Raw genomic sequence first — 25311 nt, forward strand, 5'->3', positions numbered from 1 at the left:
TGAATTATATAAATGGTGTATGAATATACTGATAGAATCTATAATTCACGCACTTCCCTGATAAACAAACTAATAAATGAAAAAGACACTAATTTCCCTATTACTCTTACTCTCTGTTGGACTCCATGCTCAAGCCCAACTGAAGTACAAACCGCATAAGAAAAAAGACTATGTTGTGACAATCTCTACAAGGTTGGGAGATATAAAAATGATTCTTTTTGATGATGCTCTCCAGCACAAAAAGAATTTTTTGAAGTTAGCTAGTCAGCATTTTTATGACAGCACATCATTCCATCGGGTATTGGATGGTTTTATGATTCAGGGAGGTGACCCCAATACAAAGCCGTCAAACGATTCTACCAGAATAGGGATGGGAGGACCTGGTTACGAACTAAACGCAGAGCTGAATACTCCATACAAACATGAGAGAGGTATGGTGGCTGCGGCCCGTCAAAACGATAGTGTTAACCCTAACAAAAAATCCAGTGGCAGCCAGTTTTACATTGTACAGGCCAATGAAGGCGCACACCATTTGGATGGCGCATATACCATTTTTGGGCAAGTGATCAGTGGAATGGAGGTTGTTGATGTGATTGCAGCAGAAGATGTTGACAGAAGTGCTCGTCCACTTGAGCCTATCAGAATGAGCGTTTCCTTGGAAAGAATGAAGAAAAAAGACATCACCAAGGAATTCGGTTACGAGTATAAAGGGAAGTAGGAATTCAGTCTGCCTATTGCTAACTGAAAACCTTAAATGTTTGTTATAACGCTAAAAGGCACGGTAACAAAATAATACAAAAACAGAAAAAGAGGGAAATAAACAGGATCACAAATGGATGATTCAGCACTTTTAAGCTGTACCTATCATAAAATTATGAGGTTTTTTCCTCCGATTATGAAAGATTTCCATCCAATCCTATTACCATTTCAAAGAAATGTTGATAAATTTGCGAACTGTAAATATATTATACCAATAATATATTTCACTTTTTCTATTTGTGCTAACGGTAATAAGAAACTGATCTCTGGTATTTGCACCTATCAGAATCATAATATTTGAATGAATCATTAAACAAAAAACGATGACAAAGACAAAGATACTCACGTTAATTATGATTCCCGTGACGGCTTTTCTGGCATGGCGGGTATATCACAGTATTGCAGACGTTATTATTGAAGCAAAAGAGATCAAAGTAGCTGAAGCAAGAGTGACTGAAAAGCTGAAACAAATCAGAAAGGCAGAAGTAGCTTACTTCAACAGATATAAAACTTATACAGCTTCTTGGGACACACTGATTGACTTCGTGGAAACAGATACGATCTTCACTGTTGAAAAGCGTGAAATCATCACTCCAAGAACTAAGAATGATCCATTGTACTACACTAGAACTGACAGTGTAAGAATTGAGTACGATACAATTGCAAGAGAGCAAGCTCTTCTGGCTTTGTTCCCTACAGAAGAATATCCTAAATTCAGCCCAGAAAGGCTGCCATTTGTACCAGGTACAGATAAGAAATTCGAAATCTGGGCTGGTAATATCGAAAAAGGTAACGTAGCTGTTCCTGCCGTTGAGGTAGTTGACCCAGCTCCAAGAGATCCTTCAAGAAAAGATAGCAACCCTAGCCCTACAAGATGGCGCCTGAGATTTGGTTCACAAACTGATGCGACTACATCAGGTAACTGGGAATAATATTGGAAGATTTACTCTTAGAAACACTGCTTTATAAAGCACATTCTGACAGCTTTGATGTACATAACATATCTGCATATACGCTCTGTGTTAAGATACATCAGAGCTGTCTTTCTATAGGTGTCTACAACGACACTACTCGAGAGTGCCTTGCCTGGGAAGGCTATAGGCTACCTGCTACTCAATCCTATAGCGAAATGCGAACAGCAATCGCTAACCTTGTCTCTCACCATTCGTTTCTCAATGCCATATTCTGGAAAGAAATTAGGCTATTGATGTCTCACCCTAACTACACTTTAGCTCCTGGTACTTATGTAGAGAGTGAAGCTGACAAAGAGTTGTTGTTAAGGCTCAATACAGATATCAACACGAATGAGGAACGCCTGTTTGAACAATCTATCGGTCAAACTGACCTGCACATCCTGTACCCTGTAAGCAATGAAGTGTTGGACTGGTTCCGTAGCTTCTACAAAAACACCCCCATCAAGTGCTATCACAGCGTTTACAGCACACTTGAATACCTGATGTTGCATACAGAGCGTACAGCGGACAAGCTGTATCTAAATGTACAGAATAGGGACATGACGATCTTTTATTTGAAAGATGGTGTTCCATTGATTGTCAACACTTTCCATTTCAGAGGAATCAATGACTTTATTTACTTCATACTTTTTGTAGTGGATGAGCTTAACCTTAAGCCATCAGACATTGAGTTGATTTACTCAGGAAGCATTTTTGACTATCAGGAAGAGATTCAGTTGCTCAAAAAGTATGTAGGCAAAGTAACTCCTAGCAAAAGGCCTACAAAGCTCACTTATCCATTTAAGTTTGACGATGATCCGGAACAGTACGACTTCGACTTGTTCTGTACCTTTACTTGTTAAGGTTGGCTTCAGTCAAATTTCACCAAACAGTTACTGACAAAGCTACAAATCAATTGTGATGAAAAAGATTGCCATTTTTCCCGGAACGTTTGACCCATTCACTAAAGGACATGAAGATATTGTGCTTAGGGGATCACGTATTTTTGATGAGGTAATCATCGGGCTTGGACACAATGCGAAAAAGAAACGTTTTTTTTCGGCAGATGAGATGCTGGATAAAATCAATGACCATTTCAAGGACAACCCGAAGATTCAAGCAATCAAGTATGAAGGGCTTACCGCAAAACTGGCTAAGACATACGATGCCAACTTCTTGTTGAGGGGCTTGCGAAACACTACTGATTTTGAGTATGAAAACAATATTGCACAAGCCAACAAACATGTTTTCAATAACCTTGAAACCGTTTTTATCTATACATCTCCAGAATACTCTTATATCAGCTCCACTATTATCCGTGAGCTGCATAGTTATGGCCAAGATGTAAGCGAATTTGTGCCTTTCCCTCTCTAATAAATCCTGTTTTTCATACAGTATAAAGCGGTTTTCCTATACAAAATAGGAGTACCGCTTTTTTGTTTTCAGCTCCCTAACTGAGAAATTCTCATACATTTAACACCTCACAATACTTAAAATATCTTAAAATTACTTAGTTTTGTACCACTAAAATTAACTAAACTAAGCTAAAAATGAGTACCATTTTTTCAAAACTAAAAACTAGCATCCCACTAATGCTCATGCTGTCATTTACCAGCATGCAATCTTGTGACATTCTAAAAGAAGACCTTGAATTTGAGGAAGGTGACAATCTGGTTCAAATGCCTGATAGCCTAAAAATCGGTCTTCCCTTGTTGAATGGCTCTCTCTCGTTTGAGAACCTTGTAGACATTCCTGAAAACCTCAAGACAGACGAAAATGGATTCTACTATTTTTCTGAGTCCTCATCTCAAGAAGTGGCAGATATCAATACAGTTGTTGAAGCAATGGGTTTTAGTAGCCCACAAGCACTTTTTCATGTAGATGATTTCTCTTTCAACTTTGAAAAAGAGCTCGTAGAAGCTTTCGGAGGAACTTATATTCCTGGTATTACGCCTGAGGTATATACTGATGCTAACGTTCAAGTAATTTTCACAGTAGAAAGGGATCAAGATACCCAATACGATGAAGACAATAACTTGGTGAAAGCATATGTACCATTCACAGCCCCTGTTACCAGAGAAGGCTACGACATGAGTATCAGCTACATTCGCTTTACAGAAGGTAACATCAAGATGACATTGTCAAAAGAAACGCCTGACGTAGTGATCACCGGCTATTTTGAAAACCTTCAAGGCAATACAGTAGCAGCACAAGTGACAAGCAGCAGCGATGAGAGCGTAGAGTTGACTTTCCCTATGACAGGTGCAGAAATGGACCTATGGGAAAATGGAGCCGTTGCAACTGCACTGCCTACCATCCAACTGACTGCTACAGGTAATTACTCTCCTAAAACACTTGTACTGACGGATAACAATCAGGCAGATAGAATGACACTGGTATTCAACGACGATGCTAATGTACCTGCCGTATCTCTTTCAGAACAAGAGCACCCTGTTAACTTTGACAATGAACTGTTTGAAAGCGGTAAAGTAGAACTCAATGGTGAGAACCCTCTTCTACTAATGGGATTTGATTTTTCTAACAGCATTGGAACCAATGTAAAAATCACGCCTGAATTGGAAGCGTACTTTGATGATGGCAGTACCCAAACCATTCAGTTGACTGATGTAAACGGCGGTGATGCAATTGATTCATTTATCCTTGAAGGAGCTTCTTCTTTCGAAGATGTGACTACATCATCTTATTACGTTTACAATCCAGCATCCCTGTTCAACCTTTCTACAGATAAGAAACTGACGAAACTGATATATGGAGGCTCGGCAAAAGTGATTTCTAGTGGTCTTGATTACATTCAAAAAGGTGATGAAATGCGTTTCAGCATGGATAATTTCACTAACGCAGACATCACTGTCAACATTCCTCTAGACATCAAGGCTCAGGATATTGCATTTAACCTTGAAGGTGACGGCATCAATGTTGATTTTGACATCGAAGATCAAAGTAAAGGTGTATTGAAGATTCAAGCTATCAACAGTCTGCCTCTTGACATGAAGATGCTTTTTCAGGTTACCACAGAAGAAAACAAAACTGTTCTTTTGCCTATCAATAACGGTTTGGCATTTGTAAAAGCGGCAGAAACAGACAACAACGGCAATGTAACAGCTCCAACAACTTTCACTTCAGAAACCACTGTAACTACCGAGCAACTACGAGCAATTGCCAAAAGTAAAGAAATCAAGATCACAGTGTTAGTTAACTCACCTGATACAGACGGAGACGGTACTCCTGACAAGTTCAGTAAACTGAACAAGGAATCTGATATCAATCTTAAAGCAGGTATTCTGGCTACCATTACCAATGGTAATTCAGGTGAATAAGCTAAAAGCAGCATTTACTTATTATCAAAAGACTTTTTAAAGAAAGAGAACTAGAACCATGAAAAATATATATAAATGGCTGGCTGCCGCACTGTTTTCTATTTCAGCAATCGATGCATCAGCACAGCATTCTTCAGCAATGCACTTTATGACTTCATTGCCCCAATCTACGCATCAGAATCCAGCAAGAAGGCTTAATCATAAAGTATCTATCCTATTACCTGTAATTGGACAGACTAGCGCTGATTTAACGACAGACCTTTCATTCAACAAGTTGTTCACGAAAGGTGACAATGGTAAATACTTTCTAGATATAGACAAGGTTGCTGCCAATATAGAGGGTGAAAGCATCAACAGAATGCAAAGTAACATCAACCTGTTGGGTGTTTATTTCAATGGCAAAAAAGTATCTGTCCGTGTCAGTGTACAAGAGATCATGGATTTCCATGTAGGAATTCCTGCTGACTTGCCAGGCATTATTTCAAAAGGTCCTGCAAGCGAACAGTACTTGGGCAAAGAAGTCAATATTGCGCCATCACTGAGCTTCCAACACTACCACAATATAGTACTTGGTGGTGCTTATGATGTAAATGAAAAGCTTACAGTAGGTGTCAACCTTAATGCAAAAGTCGGTGTACAAGCTCTCCAAATGGAAGATGCCAGACTGACGATCAAGCAGGAAGACGCTCCTAACTACCCAATATCTACATCTTCAGATGCACAGATCTATGCCAGTGCAGGGTACGTTACCATCAATACTGAAACCAATGAGATAGAGGTGGATTCTGACAACCTTGACAGCCAGTCATTTTTTGATCCGTCTAACTTTGGTCTGATGTTCGACTTTGGTGCGACATACCGCTATACTGACCGCATCACTTTTGAAGCAAGCTTGCTGAATGTAGGTAGTAGTGTCAAATGGAAGAGCAACCTGCTTGGATACTCCGTAACACTTGACGAGGATAAACTGGCTTATGAAGGTGCTGACCCTGCACTATTTGCTTCAGGTGAAGAAGAAGACCTTTTTGATTTGGAAGATGCTTACAGCTTCGACGAAATTGACGAAGTAGAAGCCTTTAAGATTAAGCAGGCACTACGTTTCAATGTTGGTGCAAGCTACGAACTAGCACGTAACCTGACTGCTGGTGCGTTAGTTTCGGCTACTGGTTACAGAGGTAGTTTTATCCCAGGTATTTCCCTTTCGATCGATCAGGAACTTGGTGATTTCTTAGGTCTGGGACTTTCTTATGAAGGTGATAGATTTGGACATAAACTGGGTAGTGTTGTTACAATGGGCTTCCCTGGCGTGAAGTTTTATCTTGCTAGTGACAACTTAATTTCAACAGGACTTTGGGCTAAAAATGCACAAGCAATGGATGCACAGGTTGGATTGGTGTTAAACTTCGGTAGAAGTGAAATATTCAAAGAATACAGAGAAATTCACCGAAAAAAGAAAAGATCATAACTACTTAAAAATCAATAAACAGGCTTAAATATTAATATTTTTTAACCTTAATAAAGGAACTATTTTTTGTCTAAGCTATAAAACCTGTTGTCTTGGTTACAAGAACACAGATGAAGTAAAAGCTGCTTGTTCTTACAAGCAGCTTTTTCTTTTTAAGCAATAACGGTCAACCTAACAGGATGAAACAGGCACACATATTGATCGACCCATGTTTCACTAAAATGAACTAAGCTTATGAGACACTTAATTACACTACTAGCAGCGATAATGTTTCTTCCACTAGCATCAAATGCACAGCGTTACATGCGAGATGACGGAGGTTACAACGATTGGAGAATGCCTAATAATGTATTCACATCTATCAGTTATGAATATAGAGGTTACGATGTGATCCACGCCAGACGCGTCGACACCAGAAGTAACGTTTCATTTGACGTAGTACTTCAAAAAGGAGATGTTTACTTTGAAGTCTCTGTTGGTAACGACGGTCGAATCTATCGTAGACAGAGAAGAACATACTCTCCATTGAGAGATCACCATTGTTCTCACCATTGTGGTTATCACGAAGTGTACTACAAAAAACACCATGTACACGGCAGACACCCAGGCAAAGGACACTACAAAAAGAATCATAAGAAAGTTGTCTATGTAAAAGAGCATTGCCACGATAGTCATTGCCGTCATGACAGACATGATCACTACAATGATAGACATGACCATCATGACAGATATGAGAGACGTGACAGACACGATGATAGACGTGACAGACATGATGATAGACACGATCATGACGATCACAGAAAAAGCACACCTAAAAAAGGTAAACGTGGCAATACTTCTGTTAAAGTTGTAGTCAACAAAAAATGGTAAGCGAAATAATCCTCATAACAATACATTGAAACAAAGGCAGTCTGAGTATCTCAAACTGCCTTTTTTCATTTCTAGTGGTCATTGTGAAGCATTACAAAACTACCCCAATAGTAAGGGGTATCAGGGTATTGCTGCTTGATCTCAGACCTCGCTTTTCTAAAGGCATCAGACTTCGTGTTTCCATTTTTCCAATATTGGTAAAATAGCGCCATCATGTCTTTTGTCACCTTGTCATCTACCCTCCAAAGAGATACGATCAAGGTTTTGACACCTGCTATCAGGAATGCACGTTGTAAGCCAAACACTCCTTGTCCATCCTGAACACGACCGAGTCCTGTCTCACAAGCCGAAAGTACCGTTAGTTCTGTTCCATACAGATCCATTCCCATAACTTCATAGGCATTCAGGATACCATCTCCCTTCGGAAACTTTGTTTCACTCTCATAATTTTCTACTCCTGACAGTACGATACCAGCATTGAGCATTGGCTCGTCGGCATACTGTTCATTCCAGAAGCTATGCGTTGCGATATGTAAAAAATAAGGTTGAACAATTTCTTTTACCGTTTCTTCACTCGCCTGATACCCTGTGTAAAGTTTGGTTTCTTTATCTGTATACAGCTTTCTGATCAGTCTGACTTCCTCTTTTGCAAATGGTAATGGAGCCAAGTCCACAAAGTCACTGAGATAACGAACCTTTACGGACTCCTCCACTTTACTTTCAGATAACGTCTTATTATCAAAGTTAAATTGGGGATCACTAACCAATGCTCCTTTTCCAAGGCGGGTATTCCTTACCTCAGGCTTAATAAGCACAGCTGTACTATTGACTCTCTCTATCTGAATTTTATCAAATAGATACCCCCCCTCTTCCAACATAAATGTTTCTGGATTAATCTTATGGAACACTCCATCAGAAGACAAGAATACTTTGTTAGCATTACCCAACAAGTGTCCAAAAGGCTCCCAATATTTACTGTAAAGAGATTCATCCAATGGATTCAGCCTCAACTTAACGGGGGCTGTCGCCAAGGAACTGGTTCCTCTTACACCATTTTCACGTAGATATTGGCCATAGCTTAAGTGTTCAAGGTCGGATACCGATCCGATCTCCACCATTTCAGGTGGGTGATTTCCTCCCTTTAAAACCAAAGCATAATATTTAGCATCAGCTCCTACGGAAGCCTTAATAATTTCTACGGCTACCTCATCCAAAGCCAATGCAGACTGAATGTTGTACCAGTTTGCTTCATAATCAGGAATCAGAAGGCGAATCTGTTCAGCCCGATCCCCTATTTGCTTTTCCAGTATTGACAGCTCCCGTTTTTTCAACTGAAGCTTTGACCATGCCCCTGAATAATTGATGGAATCCTTTGTATTGAAAATACGCTCGCGATAAGCTTGAGCAGTTTGGTCAACCATATTTTCCCACTCCCTCAATAAGGCATTCAATTGCTGATCAGTTGATCGGTATGCCTTTTCTTTGACCCTATATACATATGCAAGGTGAAGTTCTTTTAGCCTGATCACAAAACTGTAAAGTTCACCCACCAAGCTTTCATTGGAGTCTGAAAGGGATGCCACCAAAGCATAAAGGCGTGAAAGGTTACCTTTATTATCTCTAAAAAATGTCTCTTTCTGATGGAAACCAAAATTGCTTTCAAGCAAGCTCATTTCCTTTTCCTTAACCCAAATATATTGTTTGCAAGTGGTTGCTGCCTTATCAGTATCACCCAAAGCAAAAAACGACTCTGCTTTCAGCAAGATCATATCAGAATATACAGAAGCTGACTCTGCCATAAAACCCAACAGAATTTTCTCAGCTGCTGAGATGGAAGCAATTGCAGATTGAAAGTCTTTGAGCTGAAAATTTACCTTTGCCTTATGATACAACAATATACCTCTAAGTGGGTGCTCACTTCCAAGTGCCTTATCTGCAATACCAAGGTTTTTATTCAGGTAGCTTTTTAACTGCCCTACCGACCACTTACCTGACAGAGAATCAAATTCAGCCATATTAGCCACAAGTTCTTCTCGCTCACGGCTGTATTTTTCAATACTATCAGCAATACGGTTAAAGTAATCTACTTCTTCTGCATTACCCAATTGCTGATATGCAACAGCGGTAAGCCTGTTCATCTCGATAAGCAGGCCATCTGCTTTTCCTGTCAATTCATATGCAGCGGTAAGAGGGTCTGCACGAAGTGTATCAATCGTTTCAAAATACTTTTCCTCATTGAAATCTCCTTCTTCAAAAAGTGCTTCTGCATTATTGAGCGTAATCTGCCACCGGGTATGTTGTGCTAATGCACAATTCACCGTTAGCAATGCCAACAGCATTAAAAAAAATCTCATGTCAGTTCAGTCTGTTCGTTGTTGGTTTTAGCTTTTTGCCATACAAATATAGGGAAGATGGGCAAACAGCCTACTCCATTCTAAGGTAATATTGATGACCATAGGATGAACATTCTTTTTTCAGAGACTGTTTTCCTGATTGAACACACCTTACAAATTTACCTAAACAAATGCTTTGGCTTATGATAGATTTCAAGAAGAAAATCTCTGAACGTATATGGCAAACTTTTGCAACTGGAGTTGCTGTTGGTGCGGCTTGGCTAATCAAAAAAGGACTGACTGAAGGATGGAAAGCTTATACTAAAACTGACCCGCCACAAAACCCCGCTTCTCCTAATACCAAGTGGTCTGAAGCTATCATGTGGACCATCGCAACAGGAATTACCGGAGGTATGGGTATGCTCATTGCTCAAAGGGGAGCTGCTGCAGGTTGGGAGTTTTTTACAGGTAAAAAACCTCCCATGGAATCCAAGTAAACTAAATAACGAAAGCAGGAGTAATAGCAGACACACCATTTTGAGTCTGCTTTTTTCATTTTAACTCAATTCCATTGAAAGAACATTACAGGTCCTAGTAAAAGCAACATAGCTGCCAATACAAATAAACCCATCAATGGAAGCATCCACTGAATCCACTTATTGTAAGGGATTTTAGCAATCGAGAGAATCCCCATAGTGACCCCACTTGTAGGGATGACAAGGTTAGACAACCCATCCCCAAACTGGAAAGCCAATACAGCCGTTTGCCTTGATACACCTAGCAGATCACTTAGTGGAGCCATAATTGGCATTGTCAAAGCTGCCTGTCCAGACCCCGAAGGGATAAAAAAGTTTAATACACTCTGCACGATAAACATTAACTCTACCGAAACTGCTCTTGGGTAATCTTTCACTGACTCAGATACATAATACAACAGTGTATCGATGATCTTGCCATCAGTAGCAACCAATAAGATCCCCTTACAAAATGCGACTACAAGACAAGCTGTCATCATTTCCTTGGCTCCCTCAGCAAATGACTTGGACATCACCGAAGGATTCATACCGCCAACCAAACCAGCAGCTATTCCCAAACCAAAGAATAATGCACCTATCTCTACCATATACCATCCGTGCTCGGTTACTCCCCAAGCCAGCAATGCAAGGCTTAGTCCCAGTAAGCATAAGATCAGCTTTCTGCGGAAAGTAAGTGGTTCATGTACTTGTTCACTCTTTTCAGAAGCTTTCAATAATTCATCTTCTTCGTATAATACAGATTTGGATGCATCTTGAGACACTTTATATGCATATAGCATCACAAAACCTATTGCGATCAAAGTAAACACTACCCAAACGAATAGTCTGTACTGTAACCCACTAAAGGTTGGTAGCTCAGCTATACTCTGTGCAATACCAACCGTAAAAGGGTTATAGAAAGCACCTGCAAACCCAGCTCCAGCCCCTATAAACGGAATAGCAACACCTGTTATCGTATCCAACCCCAGTGCATGTGCCAATGGAATTGTAATCAGAATAAACACCAATACTTCCTCACTCATACCAAAGCTTGCTCCAGCAAAAGAAAAAACCAACATCAAAACCGGAATGATCAGCCATTTATACAATGGCTTTTTCATACTGAACTGAACCATCTTATGTAGCCCTGCACTTATTGCGCCTGTCGCGTTAAGCATTCCAAAGGCACCACCAACAATAAAAATAAACGCAATCACTTCCGCTGCTTCCATAAAGCCACGTAATGGTGCTGTAAAGAATGTGAATACACTTTGTGGAGAAGGAGCAACTTCTTTATAAGAGTTTGGCACTAATACATTTCTTCCATTAACGACACTCCTACTAAACTCCCCTGCAGGTACAATCCAGGTGAGTATAATAAATACCAACAGAATCATACTTGCGATCACCAATGTATCAGGCATTTTCTTAGTCTTATTCATCAGTCAATTATCCTTATTCGTTTGACATACTATCACTTCCCAACCCAACAGTCCATCTTCTCCTATCAAGGTAAACATTCATTGCAAGATTTTCTGCTCCTTCCATTTTGATCTTTTCTTTAATTGGTGCTCAGAATCAAGCATTCCAACAGCTTTAATCCACAACCCCATAATGCCAAAATTATATTGTTGCCATCAGCTATTCTACTACTCTGGAAAAGAAAGGTATTTTCTATTTCAATAGGATATTAAATGCTTTCAATTTGATATTGATTTCACCAATCAGGTAATCGGTGTTACTGGACAATGGATTCAAATTCACTATTAAAGATATACCCCTTTTATTTACTCAAGTACTTCTATAGAGTAAATAACACCGCTATGTTATACGTCATGTTTTTTGAAGTCAAATATTGGGTAGGAAGAATGAAAAGTGTTCGTTTATTAAAGCCTAAAAAAGTATGGGCACAAAAAAACCCCGCCGTCTGCGGGGTATAAAGTCTTGTTGATTGATATTTTATGCGGCTCTTATAGTAGGTATCGGCACACTATTGTCCAACATATCTTAATTTTACTTATCAATCTAACAGTTCTTTTGTTCCGATTTTAGGTCAGTTGAATACAAGAGGTCATGCGATTATAGCAGTATTTTCAATTATAAACAATACTTTATTTCATTTTTCTAATAATAAATTTAATTATTATTAATCGCATGTAACCTTTATCTGTATTTTATTGCTCCATTAACTTAGCGTTAACAATTTTCTTCTCCTCATTATCAGCTTCTTCAGTAGCATCTTTTTTGTCTTTCTGCTCTTTTTCCTCCATAAGCGATATTACGCCCTGCTCTACACCATAAACATAAAATGACAGAACCAAAATCGTCAACTGTGTATTGAAAAAGACATATGATAAAAGGGAAACGATAGCAAAATATACCAGATAGAACATTTGGTCCCTTGCTAACTCCAGCCAGAAATGATCAGAACTGAATCTTTTTTCCAAAAATACTGTCACAGGATCTCTTAGAGTCAGTGCCTTGAATGATATGATCGCAAAAGTGACAAAGAGAAACAGCAGGAATCCCATTGAGAGAATATTGTCTCCATTTTCAAGTGACAGAAAGGCGTTCACCAAAATCAGAGGACCAGGTAACTTACCATAGATTGTACGGTGAATATCCATATCCTCAAAGTCCCCTACTACCACAATTCTATCTTTGGTAAACTCTTGAATCACAAAATCCGGTAAATTGACCAACTCACCCAAGTGCATATAGCTGTAACGTAATGAATCAGGCGCCTGAAACAGGTCATACTTTCTGATTGGGTGCTCAATGATAAATGAGTTATGAATGAAATGTCCAGACAATTGGTCGAAGAACATGCCTTTTTGTAGTGTTTCATCATGCATCTTCTCGTACATCAACAGAGGTGTTGTCTTGAGTGAGTCTCCCTGAACCAAATGATACTTTAGCATAAGATCATCCTGATTACTACGAGTCTGGCTTTCCATATCAGACAATCCTAACGGTGCCTTAAAAATAGGATACAGTGGCTTATCATTAGCACCTTTATGGTAAGACAGAATTCCATTTTTCAATCTTGGCAATTCTGCATGCAACAACGAATCATCAGGAGATTCTAAGTAAAAGCGAACGTCAATCAGCAGGAATTCGTGATTGTCCGGTTTCTGGTTCATTACCTGAACCAGTCTTCCCAAAGATTTACGGTTTGTAATGTCAATGTTTCCAATTACGAAACCATTCGAGTCTGTATGAGCAATCAGTTGCTTTTCCCAAGCACAGTTCACAAATAAGAAGCGGTCCCTATCAGGTTTTTCATCCATCTTCACCAGGGTATTCCTGATAAGTGCACTGGTTTCTATTAGTGTTACTTCATCCCCTAATGTAAAAGGCAAAGTGGAGTACCACAATATTGCCGCAATCATGATAACTGCATGAATACAAGATAGCAGTATCAATAGTGGCTTATTTTGCTGTATCTTCTTAAGTAGATTTTTCACTTTGATTTTAGTTTACAGGTAGCCAAAAATTTTCCATTGTACTGTCAGTTAAAAAACTATTGGCAAAATATGAAAAAACCCGGCGGGTTAAACACCGGGTTAAAAAATTAGATAAAGGTTAAAAGACAGAGCGGTCAAAACAGGAAGAGCCCTATTCAGGCTTTATCTTTATTCATCGCCTGTATAAAGGCCATGTTTTTTTGTCCATTGATCAAATAGATTCAGGTCTACCTTACCATACACGTCAGTCACAAAGCTGAGCATCTCCTCATAAAGCAAACTCCCTTCAGCTAGCTTTTTCTCCGACAGAAAGTCATGCATCAACTTCAGCTCTTCCAACAGTTTATTTTCCTCAATAAATACTGGTTGAAACTCTGCTAGCTTGCGGGCTTCCTTTTGGGGTTTATAAAAATAGTAGATGCTATTTCCAGTAGTGTAGCCTGGATCCATATCATTGTAAAGCGAATCCTTATGAAACACTAGGCTATTGTCTGTTTCATAAGGAATCTGAATATTCTTTTCCGCTCCTTCAGGTTGCTTATAATACAGCACCATTACTTTCTCCTCATTGAGCGGATAACTGAAAGAGTCTAGTTTTACTGTTAGCTCATTACCAATAATTGCAAAACGCTCCTCGCCAAAATAATCCTTCAGGTTGTTAACTAAACTGTTTGGAGCCTGACGTGTACTCATCCGCAAATGGACTTTTTTAGGAACAAACACCTCATTAACCATCAACTCAAATTCTGTTGCTTTCTCCTTCCCTTCAGGTGCCTGCAACAACATCCGTCCTCCTTTACGGCTCAATACAACTGCCTTTGCTCCTACTCCAACAAACTTCAGTTTTTCAGAAGATTGAAGCTCCATACCCGGCACAACCTTACGGTCATCTTTCAGGCTGGTGATATCACCACTAACATGTACCACATAATAGATTTCATCTTTCTGAGTGGCGTGCTGTTGTGTAAAACCTTGAAAAGATACAGCTGTCAGTAAGCCAATAAGCAGTAAATAAGTTGAAAGCAATTTCATCTCTAGTCAATTATTGGGTTATAGTGCTTTGACAATCCAGCATGATACAAGGCCAAATATTTTTTCTTAATAAAATGCCTACTCTTGAACATTCTCTTGGGCTGGAAACGGCTGCTTTTCAATCCATTTACCCAACTGATAAGCATCGGTTTTGCCATACACATCCTGTACATATTGCTCCATGCGAGTACGCAAAGAGTCTTGAGTCAATGTACTGTCTTGTGTTGTATAAAAATCTGCCAATGCGTTCAGCTCCTTGCTCAAGCTGTCTTCATTAATAAATACAGGCCTAAAAGACGTCAGTTGTTCTGAAGCTTTCGTCACCTTATCTACATGGTAAATCTCTCCCTGAACAGGTTGATGATTACCAAAAATCTTGTCCTTGTTAAAAAGGATTATATTCTGTTTGCGTGGCAACACCTTCATCTTGGGTTTGCCATCTACTTCATATCTGAATACAAGCGCACTGTGTTTTTCCTCTGGAAACTGTGATTCATCCAAAGGCACAAACAGCTGCTCTCCAACTACAGCAAACTGGTCTTCTCCAAAATACTCTTTCAGGTTTCTGACTGGCACAAACTCCGCCTCTGAACGAGTACTCATTTGCATGTTCAGTTTCATCGGTACCATCACTTCTGTAACGACTGCCAAAAACTCTCCAGACCCTGACGACTTAGACTTTTTACCATCCAGTTGCATCCTTCCTTTTTCTCGGCTCATCACAATAGCAGTAGCATCCTGTGACATAAACTTGATTTCCTTGTCAGCAGTAATCTTATCTCCGGTTTTCAAAGGCTTATTTTCCGGATTTACCCTGATATCTCCTTTCACATGTAACACATACAGATCTTGAGCCTCAACTGAGAAGCCAATTACTACTGTAAGCAACAGCGCTAAAACAACTCTTATCATCGTAAAAAATTTAATTGGTTCCTGTGTAATGAACGTTAATTGGTTGAAAGTAAATTTACGATTGTCAATAAAGTTTATTGAATTTATACAAAAATAAGGATCTAACTTAGGTTTGGAAATCTTTTCTTAACTCGTAGCTGACAACTTGGAAACTTTTTTCAGGCATGCATTCCAATCAGCTCAAATACTACCTTTTCGGCAGTCTCCATTGCGCCGTGTACTGTAGCTGCATGCCCTTCTGTATGACAAGCTTCTCCAGCAAAAAAGACTTTGTTATCCAATGGTTTAGCTAGCAATGCCCGTTTCCCTTCCGTAAAAGGTGCTGCAAAAGAATAAGCTCCTTTTGTAAACTTGTCTTCTTGCCAGTTTTTAACGGCCATCCCCTGATAAGTGTCTCTTGGTTTGGTGTTACCCATCATATGGCTCAATTCAGTTAGGAATCTATCTTTCAGCTGTTCTTCCGTTTCTCCTGAAACAAACGTTGCTTTGTCTCCCATCAGGTAAGCTGTTAGCAGTGGCTGACTGTCATGTGCCCAATAGACAGCACACGCATTACCTCCCTGAATCTCCAACAGGTCTTCACCCCACCATCTTTCTGAAAATTTCATCATCATCTTGATTCCTGCATCAAAACCAACCGTGTCAATTGCATCCTGTTTCCAATCAGGCATTGGAGGGTGAAAATGCAACTGATTTTGTTTGAGAACGCCTAATGGCACAGTTACTACCACCTTATCAGCGATGTAAGTTTCCTTCTGACTATCAACCACTTCTATCATATCATTGGCATAATTGATGCCAACTACCGAAGAATTGTATTGGATTATTCTACCAAGTTTATTGACAAAGTATTCACATGCTAGAGAAAGCGGTTGTGAAGTGATGTAATTTTTATCTCCTGAATGCCACAATTTCTCCTCTTCTGCTAAGCTTTTCACTCCCAACCGATGTGCGGATGTTCCATACTCCGCCGCAAACCCTTCCAAAAGGTTTTTAAGGTGTTTTTCGTAATATGGTTTTTTCCTAAAATAAGCTTCCAATGAAATTTCCTCCCCTTCATATCCTTCAATCTCTTGATACAGAAAGTCAAGCAACTTGGCAGCATCAGGAAGTTCATAAGTACTCTCTTCTGTCAGTAGTTGTTGTTTTAGCCAATAGTAATGATCTCCCGTTTCGGGGATAAGCGTTACCTTCAGATGTTCCAGCATCTCAAAAAAAACGGATTTTCTACCGTGAACCTGCTCAGCTCCAAGTTCTACTTTCACGCCGTCTAAGGTCGAGGAGAGAATTCTGCCCCCTGCCCTGTCCGAAGCTTCCAAAATCAGTACCTCATGCCCTTGTTCTTGCAGCATTGCTCCTGCATAAAGTCCACTGATACCCGCACCTACAATGATGATTTTCATAAGTTAAAAAGTTGGTTTCAATACCATATTTTGGAGGGAAAATACGGAATGATCTCAGATAATGAAAAAATTGTCTGATAACAAAAAAAGGCTTCCAATTATGGAAGCCTTTAATATCATAAAGATCAAATGATCTAATTAGTTCTTAGACAAGTAATCAGCAACGCCGTCTTTTGTAGGCTTCATTGCTTCTTTACCTTCTTCCCAGTTTGCAGGACAAACTTCACCGTGCTTCTCAACATACTGAAGTGCGTCAACCATTCTCAACGCATCGTCAATGTTTCTACCCAGTGGGAAGTCATTTACTACCATGTGTCTGATCACACCATTCTTGTCGATCAGGAAAGTACCTCTCAGTGCGATTGGAGCACCTTCGAATTTCACTTGGTTAGTCTCCTCGTCGTATACGTACTCACCACCCAATACGTCAAAGTTTTGAGCAATAGTCTTAGCAACGTCAGCAACCAATGGGTAAGTAACGCCTTCGATACCACCGTTTGCTTTTGGAGTGCTCAACCAAGCAAGGTGAGTTTCCTCTGTGTCAGTAGAACAACCTACTACTTTCACACCTCTCTTCTCGAACTCAGCTAATTTCTCTTGGAAAGCCAAGATCTCAGTAGGACATACGAAAGTGAAGTCTTTTGGGTAGAAGAAGAATACTACTTCATTTTTACCGATAAATTGCTCCAGTGAAAAGTCTTCTACGATCTCTTCTCCGTTGATAACTGCAGGAGCTACAAATTTCGGTGCAGGTTTGTTAATCAATGACATAGGAATCTTTGTTTTGTATGATTAATTTATTCTAATAATCTAAATTTTGCGTCGCAAAAATAAACTCGATATTATCAACAATCAAATAGATAATTAGTTTACGCCAATAGATAAAAACTATAGAATAGGCTAACACACTATAATTCAAGACTATTGTAAAGAATATTTAATCATATATTGACAAGTATTCTGTTATTCACTCTTAACAGGTCCGCAATCACAGCCACTTTCCAATGATTTTCCGCTCAATGCATAACATTTCCAGTTACCTTGCTTCAGGGTGCAAATCTTCCCATCCTTGACAAATGCCTGCTCAAACACCTCATCAATCAGTACATTTCCATAAGGATCAAACACGGTATACCCTGCCGCCCCATAACCAATCATTACTTGCACTTCATCGCTGATCAGTCTGCCTACCTTCTTTTCCTTACCCTCAGTAAGTTGATCACAATTACAATCCTGTTGTTCTACTCCTTCCTTATCCAAACAAACCCACTTCCCATTCCTGTAAGCACAAATCACATTTTCTGCAACAAACACTTCTGAATAGTTTCCTTCGAGGATCTTCTTACCAGTATGGTCAAATACAACAGCTATATCATCTTTGTAAACCAACCATTTACCATCCGATAGGGATTTCACCTCTTGATATTCCTGAGGTAAAATTACCTTTCCATTTTGGTTGATTAAGCCTTTATTATTCTTCTGAAAACTGTCATCATACCGAACTACACAGTAATGCAGTTCCTGTGTAGCAGCAATACCTAATGGCGTACTTTTCATCAGTATTACATCGTTGTAATTAGCATTATAGTCTGAAATCATTTTGCCTGAGGCATCTGCAAAACCATATGCAGCAAATCCCGTTTTTGGATCTGTCTTCCCAACCGGCAGCACCTGTTCAGCTACAGGAACACCACTTAAAAAAGGCTGTAATTCATCAAATGCTACAGGTAAAAGCTCTTTTCCTGTTACAGCATCCACGATACCAACTTTACCTACCCCGTCCCAATAACGCAACCCCTTTTCTAGATCCACTTCCAAATGTCTGCTCCCATCACTGACAACCCATTGGTTGTTTGCTACATCAGCTCCAAACTTTGTCAAATCGGCATCAATGTACCCATACTTTATAGGCAAAAACTCTGCTCCCGTACGCACATTGATAAACCCTTGCTTGCCACCTTTCCAAACAATCTCTTCGGCACTTACGGTCTTTTCCAAGTCAATCTGACAATCCAAACATACTTTAACCACTTCCTTATGAGATAATTTATTGGCAACAGGAAGGTTTCCTATTTGAGTATATACTGGCGCCACGATTACCTTTCCATCCGTATTAACCAAACCCCATTTACCATTATCCCAATACGAAAATGCTGGTACCTGACCTTCCTCATCCCACTCTTCTTCATCTCCATCCTGAGGAGCTTCCTGCCAATCTTCCGCTTTCTCCACAATAATCAGGTCTTCTCCTATAATTGGATAAGGAGGTTCCAAATCTACCAATCGGGCATATTCAAAGCTGCCCGTTTTCTGCATTGCCCCACCAACCGCTACTTTTGCAATCCCCATTGAGGAAAACGCAGATATATAATCATACACTGGCTCCAATACTATTTTACCTTCCTCATTCAATACACCCCACTTTCCGCCAAACCCATATTCATCACCTCCTTCACAAAACCTCGCATAACCTAGCTGATCAAAGGGTAAGATATAGCTAAAAGATGGACGTTGCAGATACTTCCCTTCCCTATTAATTAATCCCCACTTTCCTCTTTTTACAACTCTTGCCACACCATTCTTAAAAGGAAAAGCTTTTTCAAATTTGGCTTTTATTACGCTCTCGTCATTGTGCTCAAAACGGTAACCATATCTGTCTTTCTTTTTCTTGAAAACAGACAGTTCCTGAGCCTGTATTACATTACTCAAAAAAGCTAATGCGACAATGGCTAAGCCATAAACTGCAATTGAAATTCTCATCTTGGTTGCTTTTGGTTCGTATAGAAAATTTATGTTCAGGATGGGGCTGTTCAATCTATGTGGTTTTGATCAATTTATCTCTGATTATGCAATGAAAAAAGGTGCCAAACTAAAAAATAAGTTATCTTTCTCATTCGGGGCATCATATTTGATTTTCCTAAGATCATATTCAATTATAAAGGCATTTAAACTTTATACATCTCGATTAACATGAAATATCTGAACGTATTTTTATTTTCACTTCTCCTCCTTATCTCTACCAATATCTACGCACAGAGTTATAAGCTTCAAGTTTTTGAAGGCCTGGTCAACACGTCATATAAAATGAGAGTCTCATTTGAAATGAACGAAGAGAAAAAAGTAACAGGTACTGCCTTGAACCAAAAGACCAAAGAAAAATATACGTTAGATGGTAGTTTTGAAGAATCTGGAACCTTAAACATGGCTGCAACCAACGCGGAAGGAAAGCCTGCAGGCACCTTTACTGGTAGCATCCTTGCCAACTATATGTTCAAGGGAAACTGGAAAAATGGTGGCAACGCTGAAGCATTTATGTTCACTAAAGTTAGTGAAGAACTGATGACTTCAGATGAAGAATTTTTAGGCGGTAGCGCTGTTTCCAATACAGCATCAGCTAAGCCAGCTGGCCCTAAAAAAGCAGGTGCTTTGGCTCAGCTATTGCTAGACTACCAAGCATGTGAAGGCGATGCTGCCAATGACATCTCATGCCAAGGGTTTACAGCTAAAGCCATTTGCCAAACATTTAGCATTGATGATTTCAAAGATCCACATGTAGATGGTAGCTATATTAACATGACAGAGATCCATGAGTATGTAAAGAATAATGGATCATGGAAAAAAATTGGAATGGCTACAGATCAAACTGTATTGGATGAAGCTGTAAAAGCCGCTTCGAACGGTAAAGTTGTCATCGCAGCAAAGCCTTATGGAAACTATAGCCAAATCGCTATGATTCTTGAAGGACAGCTAGCGCCATCCAGCAGTTGGAAACTGAACGTCCCTACTTCATCGGCTGTATTCTTTTATGGTAGACCACAAAAGTCTTTCGACGACAAGAAGCTTAGCTTCGTTTGGAGTGGTCCATCAGAAATTGAGCTGTGGGTAAGACAATAATTTAGCATTATGCTCGTATTTCTTATGTAACAAAACGGTAAAGAGACTAATCGGAAAGCAATTTCCTAATGTTGGTCCTTTAACAATTTGGCTATCATTAAGAGAAAAACTATCAGACCAATTACGAGGCAGTCATTTAAGACTGCCTTTTTGTTTGCTCAAAAATTGACTCCTAAAATAAAAGCCCTCAGAGAATTGAATTCTCTGAGGGCTTTCAAGATGTATCCTAGTTGGAGCTATATTACCAAGTCTTTTTCCAACCACTTTTTGACCATTTCTTTCCGTTACCTGTACCTTGGCTACCTTTATTTTCACCATTAGTATTTGTATCAGGTTTCTTTTCAGGCTTTGGCCCACCACTCTTGCTTCGAGGTCCTCCATTGTTTTTAGGTCTTCCCTGGCCTGTTCTTTCCCCACTTCGCTTCTTATTACCTCCCTTACTTCTAGGGTTGTTTCCGTTATTGTGATTCCCTCTGCCACCACCTGTTGCTTTCTTTGGTGCCTCAGTTACAACAACTCCTTCCTCATCATGGAAAGGGTGCTCCTCTATCACAGGGATACTTTTATTGATCACTTTGTGGATATCCTTCAAATAAGCACGTTCTTCTCCATCACAAAATGATAGCGCCATACCATTGGTACCTGCCCTACCCGTCCTACCGATTCGGTGAACATAAGTTTCAGGCACATTTGGCAAGTCAAAGTTGATTACATGAGACAACTCATCCACATCAATACCTCTAGCGGCAATATCTGTAGCAACCAATACACGGGTACGGCTGTCCTTAAAGTTTTTCAGTGCCTGTTGTCTTGCATTCTGAGACTTATTACCATGTATAGCCTCTGCCTTGACACCTGCCTTATCCAAGTCTTTTACTATTCTGTTGGCTCCATGCTTCGTCCTTGAAAACACCAAGACACGTGGAATTTCGTGCTCATTCAACAGGTGAAGCAACAAGTGTCTCTTGTTTTTCTTTCCTACATAGTAAATAGATTGCTGTACAGTATCTGCTGTAGATGAAACAGGTGTTACCTCTACCTTAACTGGATTAGTCAGGATAGAGTCCGCCAGTTTTACAATCGTATCGGGCATTGTCGCAGAGAAAAACAAAGACTGCCTTTTACTAGGCAACTTGGCTAATACTTTCTTTACGTCATGCACAAAACCCATATCCAACATACGGTCAGCCTCATCCAACACAAACTGCCTGATATTTCTTAAATCAATAAAACCTTGATTCATCAGGTCCAATAGTCGCCCTGGTGTTGCAATCAATATATCGACACCTCTTTTTAGTGCCTGCACTTGGCCATGTTGAGAAACGCCACCAAAAATAACGGCATGGCGTACCTGCATATATTTACCATAAGCCTCCACACTTTCACCTATCTGTATAGCCAACTCACGAGTAGGTGTCAGTATCAGCGTTTTTATTCCCCTTTGTTTAAATCCCTTTTCCCTGTCTTCTTCCAATATCTGAAGAATAGGAATAGCAAAAGCTGCTGTCTTACCTGTACCCGTCTGAGCACAGCCCAACAGGTCTCTTCTTTCTAAAACAGCAGGGATTGCTTGCGCCTGAATAGGAGTAGGCTTTTCATAGCCTTCAGCCTTCACAGCCTTCAGGATAGGCGCAATTAAGTTCAGTGATTCAAATTTCATATAGATTTTAAAAATAGTAGTTAGTAGTCCGTAGTCAGTATTTAGGCTAGCAGGTACTCCCCTGCTTACTAACTACTTTCCCTTTCTACTAAAAAAAAGATTTCACCACAGAAAAACAGACACATTACCTATTAGGTTCTGTCTGCTACAACTGTTAACAAGATTGGATACACGACAGGAGTATTGAAACAGTATCAATACTCCTGTTTTTATATCAAGTATTTAAGTCTCTTAAATGGTTATTTCACGCCAGACACCAAGTACATCATAGCGCCACCTGCCGCATGGTATTGTTGTTCAGCCAATGCCTCGATCAGTTCTTCGTTTGCATTTTTATACTTCTGTTGATAAGCTTCAAAAAACTTTCGGTACTGCTTGCCTGCTGCGTCAAAATAGTCCTTATCCGTCAATCCTCCAGAAGACCATGTACTTCCTGTTGCCCATTGCTGCAATGTAGCCCTTTGTTCCTGCTTGGTATAAGGAGGGTACATGGCGATTGCCTTATCTGACAACCTTACTTCAATATCCTTGAATTTAGCCTTGGCAAACATACCTGGTAACAATCCACCAAGGGAGTTGTCCCCATGTCCCAGCTTTTTCTTGCCCAATTCACAAATCAGTGCATACTTTACATGTTCCAGCGTCTCATCAATAGATGCCTTATCCGAGATAGAGCTTTTAGCCAAGTTTTGCACCCTATTGTTCGGTTCAACACAAAGTATTGTTCCACCAGGTTTCAGTACACGTTTCATCTCCTTGAGTGCTCCCTGCGGGTTCTTCAAGTGAATCAGTACAGTCTGGCAGGTTACAAAATCAAAGGTATTATCAGGAAACGGTAGTTTATTAGCTTCTGCCTGATAAAAGTTGAAATCAGCATTGAATTTCTTTTTGAAAAATGAAGCTGTTTTTTTGTTGGCTTCTGCCCATTTGGAATCGTTATCAACAGCATGGACTTCAGCATTCTCCTGTAAGTATGGAACCAGCAATTTACTCCAATGACAAAGACCACATCCTACATCTAACATCTTTTGGTACTTGTGCAGATTTAACCTATTTGCCATTAGGTCAAGAAAATCCTTATCCCACCAATGGTCTCTATAATCATTAAAGTAATTTTCTGAATGTCCCCTCATATTTTCGTTCTTATGTTCAATACTATAATTCGTGACTGGTTACCCGTTTTCTACAGGTAATGTAATAGGCAGGATTGAAGGCTGAGTATCGATACTTAACGTTACTAAGTATTCCCTATCTGTTACCAATGCAGCCCACAAAGTTAAGTGTTTATATGCAAATTCCCATTTCCACTCTGACAACAGGTTTATTGAACAGGAACTTCCTGACATTAGAACAGTCTACCATATAGATCTGTTTGTTTTAAACTACCTTCAAACATAAAAAAACCGTAGCTAAAACTACGGCAATTATAAATTATGGATACCTCAACACATCTTTAACTCCACACCTAAATAAGTAATGAACCTTGAAGTGAGCCCCCTCAAGAGACTGTAAGTTAAGTTTTATAACCAGGGCTTCAGCAAAATCATCAATTCTTTCAAACCTATTGTCTCCAATCCGATTCAATCGGGAATCCCCAAGCGGCGCATGATTTGTAACAGGCAAAACCTGCCAGCTATGGACCCTGTACTTTTTGCCATCACCAAACCATGTCCAGTCTTCATCCTTCATTTCAAGCCCAAATTCATGCATCCCTTGAGATACCATTTGGGGAAAGCCATTATTGCCTACCTGACGACCATCAATATAAAGAGCAACATTCGGCAAGTGGTCATAAGGAATTACAATATTTTGTCCTGATTGGCGATAAAGGTCTTCCAAATAATAATTTTGGCTGTAAGTGGTCAGAGAAAATGTCAGTATTAAAAGAGTGATCGGTATAAAAAAATATTTACTCATGGGTTTTGAGATTGGGTTGAAAAATAAAAAAGTTGATGCATTCCCTATTTAGTAAAATATTTCTAATCCATTTCTCATTTCCCCCAAAACAAATAAAGCTGCACCCTAAGGGCACAGCTTAAAAATTAATTATATCATCTTATTGGTAATCCAGCATTTTTGTTGTTCCACACCTAAATAAGTAATGGACCTTAAACTTTGTACTGCCAATAGTTTTCAAAATTAGTTTTACCACAAAGGCTTCAGAATACTCATCCAGCATTTCAAACCTGTTTTCTCCGACCCGATATGAATGAGGTGTTCCTAAATAATTCATATCACTTACTGATAAGACTTCCCAGCTATGAACCCTGTATTTTTGACCATCTGCATACCATGTCCAGTTACTACCTTTCATTCGAACTGAAAACTCATGAACCCCAGTCGACAACTTTCGGGGAAAGCCATTTTTACTAACTAAACGACCATCGATATACAAGGTAACATTGGGAATGTGATCATACGGAAGATAAATATCCTGTCCTGCCTCTCGATATAATTTTTCCAAATAAAAATTTTGGCTGTAACTGGTTGTTGAAAGTGTCAAGAATAAAAATATGACAATAAAAAAATGTTTAATCATCTGTATAAGATATTATTTCAAGCTTTTAAACTAAGGATTGGTTTTAACCCCAAAAGATAAGTTATTCTTGAAATATTTATACTCAATTCAACTCTTTTCTTACATTCCGATGCCTAGCACTTTAATCATACCACATTAAAATCTCAGCTTTTTTTCTCATAACAATCCTCA

At 39.5% G+C, this 25311-nt stretch carries 21 protein-coding genes; 9 read left to right on the plus strand and 12 right to left on the minus strand.

The features are described from left to right. Nucleotides 1-76: 76 nt before the first annotated feature. From V6R21_RS23110 to V6R21_RS23140, 7 genes are all read left to right on the plus strand, one after another. Nucleotides 77-718 (plus strand): peptidylprolyl isomerase, encoded by a 642-nt coding sequence (locus tag V6R21_RS23110; protein WP_334245903.1) that lies wholly within the window; start codon nucleotides 77-79, stop codon nucleotides 716-718. Nucleotides 719-1082: 364 nt separating this feature from the next. Then, entirely contained in the window at nucleotides 1083-1691 is a 609-nt protein-coding gene (locus V6R21_RS23115; RefSeq protein ID WP_334245904.1) for a hypothetical protein, read from the plus strand. A gap of 2 nt (nucleotides 1692-1693) precedes the next feature. Next, nucleotides 1694-2575 (plus strand): DUF3822 family protein, encoded by an 882-nt coding sequence (locus V6R21_RS23120; RefSeq protein ID WP_334245905.1) that lies wholly within the window; start codon nucleotides 1694-1696, stop codon nucleotides 2573-2575. Nucleotides 2576-2633: 58 nt separating this feature from the next. Beyond that, entirely contained in the window at nucleotides 2634-3086 is a 453-nt protein-coding gene (gene coaD, locus V6R21_RS23125) for a pantetheine-phosphate adenylyltransferase (RefSeq protein ID WP_334245906.1), read from the plus strand. A gap of 176 nt (nucleotides 3087-3262) precedes the next feature. Further along, entirely contained in the window at nucleotides 3263-5050 is a 1788-nt protein-coding gene (locus tag V6R21_RS23130) for a hypothetical protein (RefSeq protein WP_334245907.1), read from the plus strand. Nucleotides 5051-5108: 58 nt separating this feature from the next. After that, a complete protein-coding gene (locus V6R21_RS23135; RefSeq protein WP_334245908.1) occupies nucleotides 5109-6515 on the plus strand; it encodes a DUF5723 family protein in 1407 nt (468 codons plus the stop codon). A 234-nt stretch (nucleotides 6516-6749) separates the two neighbouring features. Beyond that, complete coding sequence (locus tag V6R21_RS23140; protein ID WP_334245909.1) at nucleotides 6750-7385, plus strand: hypothetical protein; 636 nt, start codon at nucleotides 6750-6752, stop codon at nucleotides 7383-7385. Between the two features lie 71 nt (nucleotides 7386-7456). Here V6R21_RS23140 and V6R21_RS23145 read toward each other — a convergent pair whose 3' ends face one another. After that, entirely contained in the window at nucleotides 7457-9739 is a 2283-nt protein-coding gene (locus V6R21_RS23145; RefSeq protein ID WP_334245910.1) for a CHAT domain-containing protein, read from the minus strand. A 182-nt stretch (nucleotides 9740-9921) separates the two neighbouring features. On the opposite strand from V6R21_RS23145, the gene V6R21_RS23150 reads away from it, so the two are divergent. Further along, a complete protein-coding gene (locus V6R21_RS23150) occupies nucleotides 9922-10215 on the plus strand; it encodes a DUF4235 domain-containing protein (protein WP_334245911.1) in 294 nt (97 codons plus the stop codon). 65 nt (nucleotides 10216-10280) lie between these two features. Here V6R21_RS23150 and V6R21_RS23155 read toward each other — a convergent pair whose 3' ends face one another. The 7 genes from V6R21_RS23155 to V6R21_RS23185 all read right to left on the minus strand — a co-directional run bounded on the left by V6R21_RS23155 (nucleotide 10281) and on the right by V6R21_RS23185 (nucleotide 19807). Further along, nucleotides 10281-11675 (minus strand): YfcC family protein, encoded by a 1395-nt coding sequence (locus V6R21_RS23155; protein WP_334245912.1) that lies wholly within the window; start codon nucleotides 11673-11675, stop codon nucleotides 10281-10283. Nucleotides 11676-12407: 732 nt separating this feature from the next. After that, nucleotides 12408-13700, minus strand: coding sequence for a hypothetical protein (locus tag V6R21_RS23160; protein WP_334245913.1), 1293 nt, complete (start codon nucleotides 13698-13700; stop codon nucleotides 12408-12410). A 168-nt stretch (nucleotides 13701-13868) separates the two neighbouring features. After that, complete coding sequence (locus tag V6R21_RS23165) at nucleotides 13869-14732, minus strand: hypothetical protein (RefSeq protein WP_334245914.1); 864 nt, start codon at nucleotides 14730-14732, stop codon at nucleotides 13869-13871. A 78-nt stretch (nucleotides 14733-14810) separates the two neighbouring features. Next, the gene (locus V6R21_RS23170) at nucleotides 14811-15644 is read right to left on the minus strand and encodes a hypothetical protein (RefSeq protein ID WP_334245915.1); all 834 of its coding nucleotides are present in this window, start codon (nucleotides 15642-15644) and stop codon (nucleotides 14811-14813) included. 158 nt (nucleotides 15645-15802) lie between these two features. Next, the gene (locus V6R21_RS23175) at nucleotides 15803-17047 is read right to left on the minus strand and encodes a flavin monoamine oxidase family protein (RefSeq protein ID WP_334245916.1); all 1245 of its coding nucleotides are present in this window, start codon (nucleotides 17045-17047) and stop codon (nucleotides 15803-15805) included. A gap of 138 nt (nucleotides 17048-17185) precedes the next feature. Continuing rightward, a complete protein-coding gene (locus V6R21_RS23180; RefSeq protein ID WP_334245917.1) occupies nucleotides 17186-17818 on the minus strand; it encodes a peroxiredoxin in 633 nt (210 codons plus the stop codon). Between the two features lie 192 nt (nucleotides 17819-18010). Continuing rightward, nucleotides 18011-19807, minus strand: a complete 1797-nt coding sequence (locus V6R21_RS23185) for a WG repeat-containing protein (RefSeq protein ID WP_334245918.1) — start codon at nucleotides 19805-19807, stop codon at nucleotides 18011-18013. A gap of 324 nt (nucleotides 19808-20131) precedes the next feature. On the opposite strand from V6R21_RS23185, the gene V6R21_RS23190 reads away from it, so the two are divergent. Next, the gene (locus V6R21_RS23190; RefSeq protein WP_334245919.1) at nucleotides 20132-20941 is read left to right on the plus strand and encodes a hypothetical protein; all 810 of its coding nucleotides are present in this window, start codon (nucleotides 20132-20134) and stop codon (nucleotides 20939-20941) included. Nucleotides 20942-21182: 241 nt separating this feature from the next. On the opposite strand, the gene V6R21_RS23195 is transcribed toward V6R21_RS23190, so the two are convergent. The 4 genes from V6R21_RS23195 to V6R21_RS23210 form a co-directional block, all read right to left on the minus strand. Continuing rightward, complete coding sequence (locus V6R21_RS23195; RefSeq protein ID WP_334245920.1) at nucleotides 21183-22601, minus strand: DEAD/DEAH box helicase; 1419 nt, start codon at nucleotides 22599-22601, stop codon at nucleotides 21183-21185. 239 nt (nucleotides 22602-22840) lie between these two features. Further along, nucleotides 22841-23734 (minus strand): class I SAM-dependent methyltransferase, encoded by an 894-nt coding sequence (locus V6R21_RS23200; protein WP_334245921.1) that lies wholly within the window; start codon nucleotides 23732-23734, stop codon nucleotides 22841-22843. Nucleotides 23735-24032: 298 nt separating this feature from the next. Beyond that, on the minus strand, nucleotides 24033-24518 hold the full coding sequence (locus tag V6R21_RS23205; protein ID WP_334245922.1) for a hypothetical protein: 486 nt from the start codon (nucleotides 24516-24518) through the stop codon (nucleotides 24033-24035). 139 nt (nucleotides 24519-24657) lie between these two features. Then, nucleotides 24658-25140 carry a hypothetical protein gene (locus V6R21_RS23210; protein ID WP_334245923.1) on the minus strand — a complete coding sequence of 161 codons (483 nt, stop codon included), beginning with the start codon at nucleotides 25138-25140 and terminating at the stop codon, nucleotides 24658-24660. Nucleotides 25141-25311: the final 171 nt, after the last annotated feature.

The organism is Limibacter armeniacum (genome assembly GCF_036880985.1).
Taxonomy (GTDB): domain Bacteria; phylum Bacteroidota; class Bacteroidia; order Cytophagales; family Flammeovirgaceae; genus Limibacter; species Limibacter armeniacum.

Excerpts from the sequence above, each read along its gene's own strand:
- V6R21_RS23180 (WP_334245917.1), bottom strand. The coding sequence starts at position 17,818 with ATGTCATTGATTAACAAACCTGCACCGAAATTTGTAGCTCCTGCAGTT.
- V6R21_RS23115 (WP_334245904.1), top strand. The coding sequence starts at position 1,083 with ATGACAAAGACAAAGATACTCACGTTAATTATGATTCCCGTGACGGCT.
- V6R21_RS23190 (WP_334245919.1), top strand. The coding sequence starts at position 20,132 with ATGAGAGTCTCATTTGAAATGAACGAAGAGAAAAAAGTAACAGGTACT.
- V6R21_RS23155 (WP_334245912.1), bottom strand. The coding sequence starts at position 11,675 with ATGAATAAGACTAAGAAAATGCCTGATACATTGGTGATCGCAAGTATG.
- V6R21_RS23185 (WP_334245918.1), bottom strand. The coding sequence starts at position 19,807 with ATGAGAATTTCAATTGCAGTTTATGGCTTAGCCATTGTCGCATTAGCT.
- V6R21_RS23210 (WP_334245923.1), bottom strand. The coding sequence starts at position 25,140 with ATGATTAAACATTTTTTTATTGTCATATTTTTATTCTTGACACTTTCA.
- V6R21_RS23195 (WP_334245920.1), bottom strand. The coding sequence starts at position 22,601 with ATGAAATTTGAATCACTGAACTTAATTGCGCCTATCCTGAAGGCTGTG.
- V6R21_RS23150 (WP_334245911.1), top strand. The coding sequence starts at position 9,922 with ATGATAGATTTCAAGAAGAAAATCTCTGAACGTATATGGCAAACTTTT.
- V6R21_RS23175 (WP_334245916.1), bottom strand. The coding sequence starts at position 17,047 with ATGAAAATCATCATTGTAGGTGCGGGTATCAGTGGACTTTATGCAGGA.
- V6R21_RS23165 (WP_334245914.1), bottom strand. The coding sequence starts at position 14,732 with ATGAAATTGCTTTCAACTTATTTACTGCTTATTGGCTTACTGACAGCT.
- V6R21_RS23170 (WP_334245915.1), bottom strand. The coding sequence starts at position 15,644 with ATGATAAGAGTTGTTTTAGCGCTGTTGCTTACAGTAGTAATTGGCTTC.
- V6R21_RS23135 (WP_334245908.1), top strand. The coding sequence starts at position 5,109 with ATGAAAAATATATATAAATGGCTGGCTGCCGCACTGTTTTCTATTTCA.
- coaD (WP_334245906.1), top strand. The coding sequence starts at position 2,634 with ATGAAAAAGATTGCCATTTTTCCCGGAACGTTTGACCCATTCACTAAA.
- V6R21_RS23205 (WP_334245922.1), bottom strand. The coding sequence starts at position 24,518 with ATGAGTAAATATTTTTTTATACCGATCACTCTTTTAATACTGACATTT.
- V6R21_RS23140 (WP_334245909.1), top strand. The coding sequence starts at position 6,750 with ATGAGACACTTAATTACACTACTAGCAGCGATAATGTTTCTTCCACTA.
- V6R21_RS23145 (WP_334245910.1), bottom strand. The coding sequence starts at position 9,739 with ATGAGATTTTTTTTAATGCTGTTGGCATTGCTAACGGTGAATTGTGCA.
- V6R21_RS23130 (WP_334245907.1), top strand. The coding sequence starts at position 3,263 with ATGAGTACCATTTTTTCAAAACTAAAAACTAGCATCCCACTAATGCTC.
- V6R21_RS23110 (WP_334245903.1), top strand. The coding sequence starts at position 77 with ATGAAAAAGACACTAATTTCCCTATTACTCTTACTCTCTGTTGGACTC.
- V6R21_RS23200 (WP_334245921.1), bottom strand. The coding sequence starts at position 23,734 with ATGAGGGGACATTCAGAAAATTACTTTAATGATTATAGAGACCATTGG.